The organism is Vibrio sp. S17_S38, assembly GCF_014694375.1.
In the GTDB taxonomy this organism is placed as follows: Bacteria; Pseudomonadota; Gammaproteobacteria; order Enterobacterales; family Vibrionaceae; genus Vibrio.
Window position 1 is genome coordinate 158490 of the sequence record NZ_JAAUWW010000001.1, and the last position, 15316, is coordinate 173805.

A 15316-nucleotide genomic window follows, 5' to 3' on the forward strand; every position below is an offset into this window, starting at 1 on the left:
AATATTTTCAAGGGATGGGCGATTTTTTTCATCAATAAAAGGAAAAGTAGCTCAATATTACGCCACTGAGCTACTCAATCCGAAATTTAGGCTAAATTCTCATTTCAGTTCGAACATCAAAAAATACCGCGTGAGAAAGATCAAAATACAACGGAACCATATCACCAACTTTTGCATCAAATTCGGCGGATAAACGACAAGCGACATGCTGTTGGTTAATTTCCACAATCGCAATGGTATCTGGTCCGGTTGGTTCTAAGACATCAATTTTCATAGGTATTTCAGTCCAAGTTCGCCCCTCTTCTGTTGATTGCTCAGTGATGTATTCTGGTCTTAATCCTATGATGATTGTTTCGCCGTCAAATTTACGCAACCTGTCAGGTAAGTTTATTTGATGCGCTTGCCCATCGGCAGTCCAAACTTGACCTAGCGGATTGTCGTGTTCATCCAGATCAACTCTCGCCTTAATGAAATTCATTGACGGCGACCCCATAAAACCGGCTACAAACATATTATTAGGTTGGTTATAGATTTCTTTTGGTGTGCCAAGTTGCTGTAACTCGCCATCTTTCATCACTGCAATCCTGTCAGCCAAAGTCATAGCTTCAATTTGATCGTGCGTCACATATACAATAGTGGTATTGAGTTGTTGATGAAGGCGCTTAATTTGAGTACGCATTTCCACCCGCAGTTTCGCATCTAAATTTGATAATGGTTCATCAAATAAATACAATTTAGGCTGACGAGCCAACGCACGCCCCATGGCAACACGCTGACGTTGTCCACCAGAAAGTTGCGCTGGCTTTCGATCAAGTAAATGATCGATTTGTAGCATTTCCGCCACGCGATTCACTTCAGCTTCGATTTTCACTTTCGGCATTTTTCGGATCTCTAACCCAAAAGCGATATTCCCGCGAACCGTCATATTCGGATATAAAGCATAAGATTGAAACACCATCGCAATATCACGGTCTTTAGGTTCAATGTTCGATACATCAATGCCATCAATGACTATCTCTCCAGAGCTTATCGATTCAAGCCCTGCTATCGCATTCATCAAGGTTGACTTTCCGCAACCGGAAGGCCCAACAAGAATCAAAAACTCGCCAGATTCAATCGAAATATTAATGCCTTTCAACGTTTCATTATCCGCATTGCGGTAAGTTTTTCGTATTTGGTTTAGCTCTAACGTCGCCATTTATTATCCTTAATTTTTATTATTAGCCCTTCACTGAGCCTGCGGTTAACCCACGCACAAAATACTTTCCGGCCACCACATACACCAATAAAGTGGGCAATGCAGCAATGATCGCGGCAGCCATATCAACGTTATATTCTTTCACGCCAGTGCTGGTATTAACCAAATTGTTCAACGCTACAGTAATGGGTTGAGTATCTGACCCCGAATACACCACGCCAAATAAGAAATCATTCCAAATCGAAGTAAATTGCCATATCACGGTCACCATGATGATAGGTGTCGAAAGTGGCAGCATAATCCGGAAGAATATAGTGAAAAAACCTGCGCCATCTAATTTCGCCGCTTTAACTAACTCATCGGGAACACCAACATAGAAATTACGGAAAAATAAAGTCGTAAACGCCAAGCCATAAATCACATGCACAACCACTAATCCAGTAGTGGTATTTGCCAAGCCGAAATAGCCTAAAGTGGCCGCCATTGGCAGCAGAACCACTTGGAAAGGAATAAAGCAGCCAAATAGTAATAAACTAAATAATAAATTCGATCCTCTAAATTGCCACTTACTGATCACATAGCCATTAAATGCGCCCATTAGAGTTGAAATTGCTACCGCCGGAATAACCATTTGAAATGAATTCCAAAAATAGCTTTTAATACCTTCGCATTTCACTCCTGTACAAGAGTCCGACCACGCTTTATGCCACGCATCTAATACCCATTCTGTCGGCATAGACATTAAGTTACCGGTACGAATATCCCCCAAGCTTTTAAATGAAGTGATCACCATGACAAATAATGGCATCAGATAAAGCACACAGAAAAAAATCAGCAAACTATAAACCGCAATGCGTCCGACTCTTTTAGAATTAAAGTAATTAGATTTATAATTTTTAGTGGTAATCATGATTTTTTCTCCCGTAATTCGGAATACAAATACGGCACCAAAATTGCCAAAATACCGGCTAGCATCATCATTGCACTGGCAGAACCTAACGCAGTTTGCCCACGAGTAAAGGAGTAAGCGTACATAAATAGAGCGGGTAAATCAGATGAATAACCCGGCCCACCCGCGGTGAGAGCTGTAACTAAATCGAAACTTTTAATGGCGATATGCGAAGTAATGATCACGGCACTAAAAAATACCGGACGCAAACAAGGTAGAACAATACTCCAATAGATACGCGGCAAACTCGCACCATCAATCTGCGCTGCTTTTATTATCGAAGAATCAATACCACGTAAACCGGCTAAAAACATCGCCATAACAAAACCCGAAGATTGCCATACAGCAGCAATTACCAAGGTATAAACCACCATGTCGGAGTCAACAATCCAATCAAATTTAAAATCGGTAAAGCCCCAATCTCGCACCATTTTCTCAATGCCAAGGCCGGGATTTAGAATCCATTTCCACGCCGTCCCTGTCACAATAAAAGACAGCGCCATTGGGTAAAGATAAATACTGCGGATCACGCCTTCATTACGAATATTTTGATCAAGCAAGATAGCCAGGCCAACGCCAAGCACAATCACTATTGCCAGAAAAAGAAGACCGAAAATACCTAAATTAGTAATCGAGGTGAGCCAACGATCGTTTTCCATTAACTTGGCATATTGCCCAAATCCAATAAAGTGATTGAAACTTGGAAGAAAGCGCGAATTAGTGAGCGATAAAGCGCCTGTCCATATTATGTAACCGTAAATACAAACGACGGTGATAAGCAATGTCGGTGTTAGTACGATTTTAGGTAGAAGATATTGCAGCCTATCCAAAAGTTTTGGCTTTGGCTTTTTGTTAGAAGTAACCTTTTTTGTCTGTTTGGAATCGAAAGCGTTGTCCATAACCGATCCTTTAATAACGCTGTTTTGTGTATACAAAAAATTAAGTACAGCTCATTAAGTACAAAGAAATAACAGCTAAGAAAATAAGGCTGGATGCAAACTTACTGACATCGCAGCCTTTATAATTTATTGCCTTTAACTTTTAATCCGCTTTGTATTTAAAACCACAATTTAGCTGGCAGAAATTACATTGCCGCTTTCACTGCTTTTGCTAACTGCTGCGCAGCTTGTTTTGGATCGGCATTGCTATCATTGAAGAAGTTGGTGATCACATCAAACATTGCGCCTTGAACATAGCTCGTAGTTGACATGCCATGCGCCATACTTGGTAATAGATCACCCGATTTAGAGGTCGCTTTGAAAGAAGCCATAGAATCTAACGCACACTGATCAAACTTAGACATATCCATATCTAAACGCACAGGAATCGATCCTTTGTTTAAATTGAATATTTCTTGGAAGTCTTTAGAAAGGATGGTTTTTGCAAGATCTTTTTGTGCTTTTTGATTGGCTTTATCTTTAATTTGGAAGAAAGCAAAACTATCGACATTAAAGGTGAATTCACTTGCAGTACCTGGCGCTGGAGCACAAACATAATCCGTACCTGGTGTTTTATTGGCGGCGGTAAATTCACCTTTTGCCCAATCTCCCATGATTTGCATCGCAGCTTTACCACTGATCACCATAGAGGTTGCAACATTCCAATCTCGGCCAGGAGAGTTAGTATCGATATAGTTATGCACTTTTTTAAACGTCTTAAAGGCTTCAACCATTTTATCGCCTGACAGCACACTTTGATCAAGATCGACAAAAGCTTTTTTATAATCTGCGCTGCCTAGTTTCTCTAAAGCAATCGCTTCAAATAAAGTCGCGTCTTGCCAAGGTTGGCCGCCATGAGCAAGCGGAATAATTCCATCAGCTTTTAATTTATCACCGACTTTAAAAAACGCATCCCAAGAATTCGGAACCTTCAAACCTTCTTTATCAAATACGGCTTTATTCGCCCATAACCAATTCACCCGATGCACATTCACCGGAACCGAAACATAATGGCCTTGATATTTACTTATATCGGCGACCACCCCCGGTAAAATACCATCCCAATTATTGGCTTTAGCAACATCATCTAAATTAGTTAAAAAACCAAGTTCAGCCCACTCTTGAATATTATGCCCTTTCATTTGCGCTGCCGCAGGAGGGTTACCAGAAACAGCGCGAGTTTTAAGTACCGTCATAGCACTTTCACCGCCACCGCCAGCCACCGCAAAATCTTTCCAAGTATGCCCTTCTTTTTCCATCATATCTTTTAGCACTGCAACCGACTTAGCTTCACCGCCAGATGTCCACCAGTGCAAAACTTCAACTTCACCAGCATTAGCAAGTTGGCTTGCAGCAAGTGAGCTCGCAGACAGTAATCCAAGCGTAATAAGGGTTTTCTTCATCATTTTCATTATTATCGTCCATGTAGGTAATGTTATTAGAATAGAAAGCTAACGCTATATATAACGTTTCAGTAAAACTATAGATGAGGAAAAAAAATAGAATGGTACAAAGTGTAATGGCAATGTAACAAACTCGTTACATTGAAGGGGTGATGACTAAAAATGAAAGTCAGAATGAAGAGGCAGCGTCATGGTCACTTCAAGCCCACCGCCATTTCGATTTTGAATAGCAATATCACCACCATGCGCATGTAAAATATTACGGCAAATACCTAGCCCTAAACCATGTCCATCAAGATCATTTTCTAAACGTACATAAGGTTCAAATACTGAGTTTAACTGTGATTCTGGAATGCCTTTTCCTTGGTCACAAAACAATAGAATAATGTGCGATTCCGTGTACTGATAAAAAATTTCAACCTGATCCCCATATTTCACACCATTATCAATAATATTGGTGACGACTCGCTTTAATGCTAATGGCTTACCCGATACTGCGGCTATCTTTTCAAAGGGAAGCTGTACTTTAATTTGCTTATGATTGTGCATTTCTGCGGCTTCCAATAGCAATTTGTTGAGATCAACTTGAACCGAATTTTCATGTAACTCGGTATCGTGCACACATTGCAATGCCCCTTTTACCATCATCTCAAGCTCATCAAGATCTTGGTTGAATTTTTCACGCTTAGTGTCATCGATTAACAATTCAGCTCGTAAACGTAAACGAGTGATCGGTGTTTTTAAGTCATGCGAAATAGAAGAAAACAGTTGTTCACGATCCACGACATAGCGATGAATCCGCTGCTGCATACGATTAAACGCTAAGGTTGCAGTTACAATCTCATTTGCTCCTTCCTCCATTAATGGCGACTGATCGACATCTAGGCTCATTCGGTTGGCCGCTTTAGCTAAGTTACGCAAAGGCCGAACTTGACGGCGGATCATAAAGTAACTAAACAGTAATAATAACGCAGTCGAAAGTAACAAATACAACCATTGCGATGGCGGTAAAATAGTGTCATCAAGCTCGTTATAAGGAGGAGGTAAAAGCGCTGCAATGTAGATCCATTCATCAGATTCTAATTCTATTTGCACCACCATGACCGGAGGATTAAGCGGTTTTAACGTTAACGTATAATGTGCCCATGATTTAGGGAGATCGCTAAGATAAATATCATTTTTCAAAATTTTTAATTTATCGGGTGGGGAAAAATTAACATGAATCGATTTCACATTATTCAACTTACTTTTCAGAGCGGATGACATCGATTCAATCGCTACATCTTTTAAATACGAATCAGGAATGGTCTCTAGTCGTAAAAATTCATGATTAAACGACACAAAAAAACGAGTGCCGCCCATTTTACGTAATTGCTCCATGATCACATGCCGATAGCTAACTGGCAGTGCTTGGAAATATGAAACCGTAGAGGCGAACAAAGACGCCATACTGATGGTGGTAGTTTTAACCCCTTCAATTTCTTGCAAGCGCGAGTTGGTATACCACACCGAGGTTGAAATCCCCTGTGCCATCACCACCGTTAGCAAGGTAAATAATAAAGTGCGCGACACTAAAGATTGCTTAGTCCAACGCCATTGAGGCCAGTGCCACTTTTTCCATAAGCTCATTTAGAAGTAACACTCATGGGTCTCAATTCCCATACCGCACCGATGCAGTAAAAATATAACCGTTACCCCGCATCGTTTTTATGTATTTATGCTGCTTACCCGTATCGCCCAATCGTTGGCGCAAACGGCTAAGTTGTACATCAATGCCTCGCTCAAAAGGTAACGTTTCTCGACCTTTTATCGCGCAAGAAATAGTATCTCGGTCCAGAACTTCATTGGGATGAGAAATGAACAGCATCAGTAAATTAAAATCACTGCCTGACAGTTCAATTGTTTGTTGAGTATGGAGGTTAAATGCCGTATGTGACAACGTATCTAATTTCCATTCACCGAAGGTAATCATAGTAGGCTTTAACAGTTCATCAGGTTGAGCTCGGCGTAAAAGCGCTTTAATTCGAGCCATCAGCTGTCTAGGACGGAATGGCTTGGCAATATAATCATCCGCGCCAATTTCCAAACCAATAATTTGGTCAGTTTCGTCCGACACTGCCGTCAGCATAATAATAGGCACATTGGAATATTTGCGAATGTTCTGGCAGAGTGTGAAACCATCCTCTCCTGGCATCATTACATCAAGCAAAATCAGATCGGGATAACCTTGAGAATTTAAATGCGCTTGCATCGACCTTCCTTCTTGCGCCACCGACACCAAAAATCCCATTTGGGTTAAATATTCATTGAGCAGATCTCGAATTTCCTTATCGTCATCCACTACTAAAATATGCTTATTCCTGTGCATACTCACCTCTATTAATCTCTTGATAGAAACAATAGCGCATCATAAAAGAATGGATGTGATTATCATTCGAAAAGGAAATAAAGAGATGAAACTATGCGGAGGCCATCACTATATGAGAAAAAATTAAATACAGTCAGATCTTAAATTTGTAACGTTAACGATGTAAGCGACCTCCACCACCGAATCCACTAACGGGGCGAGTCACAGGACGTGTTGGTGGTTGTATTGGGCGTGAAATATTTGAACGTTTCAGGGTTGGACGCTCTTTACTTTGCCATTTAGTGCGCACCGCTTGTTTTTGATCGGTAGTTAAAGTTTTACCCGACATTTGTTCACGTACTTGATCGCGTTTAGTTGATAAGGCTTGTTGTTTATCGGCGGGTAACGATTGATATTTGTTATTCAAGTCTTGTTTGAATGCTGAGATATCAGGCCCACCATCACCCTCTTTCCAACCTTCAACTTTCTCTTTTATTTCCGCCTGTTTATCCGGATCAAGCGTGTGCCACCAGCTATTAACGGCGTCTTTAAGCTCAGCATCAGTATGACAACAGTTAGGATAAACATGATCTTGATAAAACCAATAATCGTCGTACCACCACCCATTAGTATAAGAATATTCAGATGTGTTTGAAGATCCACTTGAGCAGCCAATCATTATCAAAGTGAGCAACCAGACCAAGCTCGCACGACGCCAGTTAAAATTTAACCTCGAAAAAATTCGATTCAAAAACATGCTCACCACTCCTTACTCAGAATCGGTTACCGTCGATTTAATGCCTTTACCTGCATCTTTTATCAAATTAATCGGTGACAAAATAACACCTTTAACTGCGCCTTGAGCTGCTTGCTTTGATAACTCACCGCTTTTATCTAAAATTTGATTTACTTGAGCTAACATGGGTGGCATTTCTTTTCGGATACTGGACGTTTCTTTTAATACCGCAGGAATCGTATCACTACGTACCGCTTTAACCTCATCAAGAATGCTTGGGATTTTTTTGTCCACCGATGCAACGGTCTTATTAATATCTTTGGCGGTCACTTGCATTTTCTCTGCTACTGTTAATGCCCTTGGTGTGAGTTCTTCAAATTTTTGAGCGACCAACAGCCATTGATCGATTTGCAGTTTATCGGCTGTTTCATTGAGATCACTCGCTACTTGAGGATAAGTATCAACAACCGAAGATATGGTTGAGGTAAAAGAATAAATGGTATACCCCAAATAGAAAATTGAAGCCGCTAAAATCGCCTGTATAGCCATACCTAATCGAGCCATTGTTCCATCCTTGCCTTCAAAATAAGTTGAGATTGAGTTTTAAACCTAATAAAACTCAACTCAATTAGTTTGAATATAGTAGAAGCTTAAATTGCTCACGACAACATAGTATTTCGAAACGTGAGTTTTACTGGATTAAAGCTTGATTCGATTAATGATTTATATTCGCCATTAAAATCGACGGTGACAAAATTTGCGGCAACACAATCGGTTCATCAACCCCTTTTTTATACCATAGATAAAGTGGCACCCCCGAACGACCCTGTTGTGATAAAAATGCCGTGATCTCACTATCACCATTGGTCCAATCGCCCACCATGGTCACGACATTGTTTTGCTTCAATGCTGCTTGCACCTCTTCACGATCAATCGATGTTTTCTCATTCACTTTACAGGTTAAGCACCAATCGGCAGTGAAATACACAAATACATCGCCCTGAGATCGCAATTCATTTAGCTTCTCTTGATTAAAAACAACGGTCGTTAAATCAGTTTTTTGCGATATTGATGAAGTAGATAACGCACTTGGTACGCCATAAACTACAGCCAAAAATGGCATCAAAGTCAGCAATAATGCAGGCCACCATTTTCCTTTATGTTGTGAATGTTGCCATAATCCCGTCAGCCATAAGCCAAAAGTAGACAACATAGTGGCCGCTAACACCAGCAACACAAAATCATTATTAGCTTGTCGCATTAAAATCCATACCAATCCCAACACGGTAACAAACATAGGCAGAGACAAAATACGTCTGGCGGTGATCATCCATGCGCCCGGCTTTGGCAAACGAGTCCGCAGCGCAGGAATAAAGCCCACTAATAAAAATGGCAGTGCCATCCCAAAACCTAGGCCCGCAAAGATAATGAAGGCAATTCCAATAGGAAGAACTAAGGCGGCGCCTAATGCAGTTGCCATAAAGGGCCCAGTGCAAGGCGTGGCAATGAATGCCGCTAAAACGCCCGTCCAAAAATCACCCATTGGACCTTTTTGGTCTTGTAAGCGAGAGCCTGAGGTTAATGTCCCGATTTCAAACAAACCGGCTAAGTTAAAACCTATTGCGCTCATTAAAACGATCAATCCTGCAATAACTGCAGGGCTTTGCAATTGGAATGCCCAACCAACTTGGTGACCAAGTGAGCGCAAACCTAAAATCACGCCACCTAATATGACACATACCAGCACCGCACCTAAGGTATAAGCAACTGAACCTACTTTAGCTTGCTTTTCAGATCCTTGATGAGAAAGGCTTAAAATTTTCAAACTTAGAATCGGAAAAACACACGGCATAATATTAAGCAGTAAGCCTCCAACAATTGCCCCTAACAAGGCCGCCAAGCCAATCAACCATGTACTGCTATTAGAACCTTGCTCACGAGAAACATTACTATCATCAGAATGCTGGCTCGGTGTAAAAGCGATATGTTGCGTTTTACTCGCCTCAAAAGATAGTGAGATACCATTATCTAAAACCAGAACACCGTTGAATACGTCACTCTTTTCTTCGCCCACTTGAGTCTGCATCGTTAACACATCGCCATTATGAGCTAACGCTTGTTTAGTATTATTCACAATCGTATTGTTAATGAGAGGATAGACATGAGCTTTGCTAATTTGGATGGAACTTGGTAACGGTAAAGATAAGGTAAATTTGTCATCTTCAACTGAAAACTGACCTTTTGCATCCAAGGGCTTTGGCAATTTTTGACGCCATTGGTTAAAAATCTTTTGGCTTTCTGGAGTGACTTTTCCATCACCCACGGTGAGTGTTTTTTCAATTGTTTGTTGTTCAGGCAAACAGGTTTGTGGGTTACAAACTAAATAACTAATACCCAGTTTAATCGGTAATTTCGAGCCTTGTGGAACACTTTTATCAACCACTAAAGTGGCCAATAAGGCATATTCGCCGTGATAAATGTAATTCATAATATCACTGGTCACCAACTGACTTGGCGCCGGATATTGAATCTCTCCAATGCTTACGCCTTTTGGCAGCGTCCAATTAAAGCTGGTTGGGAAACCGGCATCTCCGGGATTTTTCCAGTAACCATGCCAACCTTCTTTTGGGATCATGGTGATCGCGAGTGGTTCCGTACTCCCGGCCGCTGGTTGATTGGATTCCGATTGAATAGAAATCGAGATAAGACTAGGGTTATTACCTTGTTGGTTAGCGAGCGCTTGTGATGCGCATATCAAGCCAGCGCTAAACAACACTAATTGAACAAAACGTTTCATACTTCTCATCATGTCTTATCTCGATTACTAAATTATTCTTCTAAATAAATGAAGCTGTCTTTTGAAGAAAAGTACGCCATACACCATACTTCATCAAAAAGCAGCTTCACTAAAACAGGGCTTCAAGCAAAAATTCAAATAATAACTATTTATTTAAGCTTTGAAATTGTCTCTAACGTTGCTTGGAAATCATCATCTTGAATCGAGGATTTCAGGCTCACTTTACCATTTGGCTCAATCAGCGTAATGGTTGGCACTTGATTGACACCAAATTGTTTGAATAACTCACCATCGTTATCAAATACGATAGGCAACGTAGTACCGTAGCTCTTACGGTAATCTTGTAGATCAGCAATCGATGACCATAAGTTGGTTGAAACCGTTATCCATTCAATGCTTGAAGCTTTCGATTTTGTCTCTAATAGCTCACGTACTTGAGTACAGGCTTTCGATGTTTTTGGCTCCGTGTCTTCTAGATACCATTCACACCAAGGACCAAAAAATACGACGCCAACTTTTTTACTATTAGGCGCGTTGAATTTAAAATCTACGTTTTTTTTATCAATAGTAGAGAAGGCCAAATCTGGCACTGTATCACCCACTTTATAACCCGAATCTTTTGGCACAAACGTTGGGTTATTTAACGGCTTACCATTGGATTTTTCTGCGACTACTTTATCCAATGCTTGATGGAACTCTTTATCATCCATATGACCGAAATAGGCAAACTTGCCATTTTTATCAACCAATAAATGTTGCGGTGTCACACGTAGATGAAATGCGCGCGCTAACTTGCCATCATCAATCGTAATTGGCATGGTAAGGCCCATTTTTTTACGAAACGCAGTGACTGATGCAAGATTATCGCTAATGCCGGTATTTACTGCGATCACTTGTACTTTATCGCCATATTTTTTATAGATCTCTTCAAAGCCCGGCATTTGTTCACGACATGGCACACACCACGTTGCCCAAAATTTAATATAAACCGGTTTTTTCCCATACACTTGAGCAAGATCGATCGTTTTGCCATCAATGGTGGTGATTTTCATTTGTGGCGCTGGAGTGCCCACTAATGACTCACCAGCCGATTTGGCACGACGCTCACCATCGGCAGAATAATCATCTTCAGCATGTGCATATTGCGCTAAAGAAAATAAGCATAAAAGCGCAATAAGTGGCACTTTCGTTAAACCAATAAAACGTGATCTCATAATGAGCTTCCTATTTTTTAAGATAAAGCATGTAAATATAACGCCTTTGTGATGAGTGCGAATCAGACGAAAGACGGTAAATGGTATTTATAGCGCAAGTAAATAGTCATTCACTTGACGCTGAATATTGTCGATTTTTTTCTGCACAACATCATGCTCGCCTGCCGTCCCTTCAATAGTGATAAATTGAAGGCTGGTTAATCCTATAGTGGATAATACTTCTTTCAGATAAGGCGTAAAAAAATCCGGTTGATAAGCGTCTTTACCTGAAAAAACACCACCTGCTGAAACAAAAATATAAACAGGCTTATCGGTTAATAACGCCTGCTTTCCTTCTGCAGTTATTGCAAAGGTTTTTCCAGCGCGAACCACATGATCAACCCAACTTTTTAACCCTGAAGGCAAAGAATAATTGTGCATGGGGGAAGTAATAATCACCATATCCGCAGACTCCAGTGATGCAATTAATCGATTTGATATGGCTAAACTTCCCACATTTTCATCATGTTCAATGTGAGGTGCACATAATGCGGCCGCATAAGTATTATCAATATGAGGCAGCATTGTTGCATCCACCTCTTCTAAAGACACATCAACCACATTCATTCCTGCATTAGCAGATAATTTATTAAGTATGACTTGTGCTAGGCGATAAGTTGAAGACTCACGCTGCTGCGGGCTACTGTTTATCAACAAAACCTTCATTATGTCTCTCTAACTGTAAATAAAATATAAATTTAGCCGTTAAGTTTGTCATGATACAAAGAGTTATGGCTTACAATAAGAGCCATAAATTAACTATTTTTATAGGCCATGTTGAGAATGGAAAAATCGACTGCTAAAGTTCCTGCTTATAAGCAAGTGTATCAGCGTATTCATGCTGCTATTTTACAAGGTATCTTAAAGCCGGGAGAACGCATTCCTTCGGCTCGAAGCTTAGCTAAAGAAATGGGTATAGCACGCGGCACAGTGGAAGAAGGCTACACGCTACTCAAGGCCGAGGGTTATCTTGAATCGAAAGCCCAAGCTGGTACTGTTGTTAGCACCAAATTGCTAGATCTTTCACACGTTCAAAAAACTAAAGTCAATTCTCGCCAACCCGGGCTTAATCCTGAGATAGAAACGGAGAAAGTCCTACCATTCCAATTAGGCATTCCAGCTTTAGATGAATTCCCTCGCCAAATATGGTCTAGAATGGCGGCAAGATGCTCTAGGCATATCGGCATAGACGACCTTGCTTATCCTTCTGTTTATGGACTTCCTCAATTAAGAGTAGCCATTGCTCAATACCTCCAGCTTTCACGCGGCGTTCAATGCCAACCTACCCAAGTATTTATCACTTCAGGATACGTTAATTCAATCAATTGGATCACTAAGGTGTTGCTAAGTGAGCAGGCTAATGTTGGCATCGAAGATCCAGGCTACCCACTTACACGGCAAATCTTAAACAACCATCAATTCAAAGCAATTCCAATCTCGGTAGATAAAGATGGCATCAATATCTCCAAAAATTTACAAGCAGAAGCGGTGATCGTTACTCCCGCCCATCAAAGCCCAATGTGTGTTTCTTTATCTCTTCAGCGCCGACAAGCATTATTAGACTGGGCGAACACGCACCAGAGTTGGATTATTGAAGATGATTACGATGGTGAATATCGCCATACAGGGCTTCCTTTACCCGCATTAAAAAGCTTAGATACTCAAGATCGCGTTATTTATTCCGGCACCTTTAGCAAAGTGATGTTTCCAAGTTTAAGAATGGCATATATCGTGGTTCCAACAAGTAAAGTCGCTGATTTTGAACACTGCTCTGAGCTTTATGCAGGCAATGTATCTGCTGTAATTCAAAGCTCTGTTCTGGCTTTTATGCAAGAAGGTCACCTTTCTCGACATATCCAAAGAATGAGAAAGCTGTATCGAGAACGCCGAGAACTGGCCGCTAAAGTCTTTAATCAAGTATTAGGTGAGAGTGTATCCATTGAGCCACAACCCGGAGGAATGCACATGATCGTAAAGCTAAACGACCCCACTATTGATGACGTAGCTTTATCAACAATCATGATGAAAGCCGGATTATTTTCGCAAGGTTTATCACAATGGTCATCACGCCCTGTTCATCCTAGCTTGATTCTCAGTTTTACCAATATTAAAACCGAGGACGAATGCCGAGAATTAGCGTATCGATTAAAAGATATAATTACTTGATTACAGACGCCACGTTTACTTCATCACCACAAAATCTCTTTCACGTAACTTCTCTTGAATAAAACCTAAGGAGCACGCCATACACCGTGATTGTTGCTTATTACGATAATAAATATCATTAATCGCACGACTTTTCGCTTGAATAAATGGCAGCATAATGGGGATTAATCCGCTATCAGCAATATCTTTATAGGTCATGAAATGAGAAAGGCTAGCTAAAACTCGAATAGTGCTGCCGCCTAACTATCGAGCATGTATAGATAAATCAGTGAGATACGTTACGAATCGCAATGCATAAAACAAAAAAACCTGATAACTCAAAGAGCTATCAGGTTTTCTTTATTTGGTACGCCCTAGAGGATTCGAACCTCTGACCACATCCTTAGAAGGGACGTGCTCTATCCAGCTGAGCTAAGGGCGCTTTGTGTGGGGAATTATACGAGTTAAGAGTGACAGGTCAAGGCTTTGTCTTATTCCTAAGTCTAAATGCTGAAAAAAGAAACACTGAAGTTATTTGATTACTTAATAATATGAAAATAACGCACCACCGCAAACGTTTGCGCTATAGATGTTCATCACATTTTTTGCGACAATACGCGCGTTGTCAGCTGCAGCTGGTGTTGAAGATAATAAGGAATCTCATGACTGCTCAAATTATCGATGGAAAGTTAATCTCACAAACGGTCCGTACAGAAGTAAAAGCGCGGGTTCAAGCTCGTTTAGAAGCCGGTTTACGTGCACCGGGTTTAGCCGTTGTGTTGGTCGGAAGCGATCCAGCTTCACAAGTTTATGTTGGTAGTAAACGCCGAGCCTGTGAAGAGGTAGGATTTATTTCTAAATCTTTCGATTTACCAGCAACGACTACCGAAACTGAAATACTCGAAATCGTTGAACAATTAAATAATGATCCGGCAATCGATGGCATCCTTGTTCAGCTTCCTCTGCCTGCGGGTATCGATAGTACCAAGATTTTAGAGTTCATCTCGCCAGAAAAAGATGTCGATGGTTTCCATCCATACAATGTAGGCCGTTTATGCCAACGTATGCCTAAGCTACGTTCATGTACTCCTAAAGGAATTATTACCCTACTCGAACGTTATAATATTGAAACTCACGGCAAACATGCTGTTGTTGTAGGTGCATCCAATATAGTAGGCCGACCAATGACGCTTGAATTATTACTTGCAGGTTGCACTACAACCACTTGCCACCGTTTTACAAAAGATCTTGAAAGTCATGTTCGCCAAGCGGATCTTTTAGTTGTGGCCGTAGGGAAACCTAACTTCATTCCAGGCGCTTGGATTAAAGAAGGTGCGATTGTGATCGATGTTGGCATTAATCGCATGGATGACGGTAAGTTAATTGGTGATGTTGAATATGATGTTGCCAAATTGAAAGCAAGTCATATTACTCCTGTTCCTGGTGGTGTTGGGCCAATGACTGTTGCAAGCTTGATTGAAAATACGATGTTGGCTTGCGAAAAATTCTCACAACATTAACCCTCAACTGAAACCAAAAACTAAAAGGCT

Annotated in this window: 14 protein-coding genes and 1 tRNA gene; 2 read left to right on the forward strand and 13 right to left on the reverse strand. The window is 40.8% G+C overall.

Going from position 1 to position 15316, the window contains the following annotated elements; all coding sequences use genetic code 11:
• Nucleotides 1-91: 91 nt before the first annotated feature.
• From HC725_RS00710 to HC725_RS00760, 11 genes are all read right to left on the reverse strand, one after another.
• A complete protein-coding gene (locus HC725_RS00710; protein WP_190329840.1) occupies nt 92-1198 on the reverse strand; it encodes an ABC transporter ATP-binding protein in 1107 nt (368 codons plus the stop codon).
• Between the two features lie 22 nt (nt 1199-1220).
• Nucleotides 1221-2108 (reverse strand): carbohydrate ABC transporter permease, encoded by an 888-nt coding sequence (locus HC725_RS00715; protein WP_190329841.1) that lies wholly within the window; start codon nt 2106-2108, stop codon nt 1221-1223.
• A complete protein-coding gene (locus tag HC725_RS00720) occupies nt 2105-3046 on the reverse strand; it encodes a carbohydrate ABC transporter permease (RefSeq protein ID WP_190329842.1) in 942 nt (313 codons plus the stop codon). The genes HC725_RS00715 and HC725_RS00720 overlap by 4 nt, the downstream gene beginning before the upstream one ends.
• Nucleotides 3047-3231: 185 nt before the next feature.
• The gene (locus HC725_RS00725; protein WP_190329843.1) at nt 3232-4497 is read right to left on the reverse strand and encodes an ABC transporter substrate-binding protein; all 1266 of its coding nucleotides are present in this window, start codon (nt 4495-4497) and stop codon (nt 3232-3234) included.
• Between the two features lie 147 nt (nt 4498-4644).
• The gene (locus tag HC725_RS00730; RefSeq protein WP_190329844.1) at nt 4645-6117 is read right to left on the reverse strand and encodes an ATP-binding protein; all 1473 of its coding nucleotides are present in this window, start codon (nt 6115-6117) and stop codon (nt 4645-4647) included.
• Between the two features lie 22 nt (nt 6118-6139).
• Nucleotides 6140-6856: a response regulator gene (locus HC725_RS00735; protein ID WP_190329845.1), complete on the reverse strand. Its 717-nt coding sequence runs from the start codon at nt 6854-6856 to the stop codon at nt 6140-6142.
• Between the two features lie 154 nt (nt 6857-7010).
• Complete coding sequence (locus HC725_RS00740; protein ID WP_190329846.1) at nt 7011-7592, reverse strand: hypothetical protein; 582 nt, start codon at nt 7590-7592, stop codon at nt 7011-7013.
• Nucleotides 7593-7604: 12 nt separating this feature from the next.
• Complete coding sequence (locus HC725_RS00745; RefSeq protein ID WP_190329847.1) at nt 7605-8135, reverse strand: hypothetical protein; 531 nt, start codon at nt 8133-8135, stop codon at nt 7605-7607.
• 151 nt (nt 8136-8286) lie between these two features.
• On the reverse strand, nt 8287-10368 hold the full coding sequence (locus tag HC725_RS00750; protein WP_190329848.1) for a protein-disulfide reductase DsbD family protein: 2082 nt from the start codon (nt 10366-10368) through the stop codon (nt 8287-8289).
• Between the two features lie 149 nt (nt 10369-10517).
• A complete protein-coding gene (locus HC725_RS00755; RefSeq protein ID WP_190329849.1) occupies nt 10518-11582 on the reverse strand; it encodes a TlpA family protein disulfide reductase in 1065 nt (354 codons plus the stop codon).
• 87 nt (nt 11583-11669) lie between these two features.
• Nucleotides 11670-12287 (reverse strand): FMN-dependent NADH-azoreductase, encoded by a 618-nt coding sequence (locus tag HC725_RS00760; protein WP_190329850.1) that lies wholly within the window; start codon nt 12285-12287, stop codon nt 11670-11672.
• A 117-nt stretch (nt 12288-12404) separates the two neighbouring features.
• On the opposite strand from HC725_RS00760, the gene pdxR reads away from it, so the two are divergent.
• Entirely contained in the window at nt 12405-13787 is a 1383-nt protein-coding gene (gene pdxR / locus HC725_RS00765) for a MocR-like pyridoxine biosynthesis transcription factor PdxR (RefSeq protein ID WP_190329851.1), read from the forward strand.
• Nucleotides 13788-13802: 15 nt separating this feature from the next.
• On the opposite strand, the gene HC725_RS00770 is transcribed toward pdxR, so the two are convergent.
• Both HC725_RS00770 and HC725_RS00775 read right to left on the reverse strand, forming a co-directional pair.
• Nucleotides 13803-13985, reverse strand: coding sequence for a hypothetical protein (locus tag HC725_RS00770; protein WP_190329852.1), 183 nt, complete (start codon nt 13983-13985; stop codon nt 13803-13805).
• A gap of 146 nt (nt 13986-14131) precedes the next feature.
• Nucleotides 14132-14208: transfer RNA gene (locus HC725_RS00775), tRNA-Arg, on the reverse strand.
• 220 nt (nt 14209-14428) lie between these two features.
• Here HC725_RS00775 and folD point away from each other — a divergent pair.
• The gene (folD, locus tag HC725_RS00780) at nt 14429-15286 is read left to right on the forward strand and encodes a bifunctional methylenetetrahydrofolate dehydrogenase/methenyltetrahydrofolate cyclohydrolase FolD (protein ID WP_190329853.1); all 858 of its coding nucleotides are present in this window, start codon (nt 14429-14431) and stop codon (nt 15284-15286) included.
• Nucleotides 15287-15316: the final 30 nt, after the last annotated feature.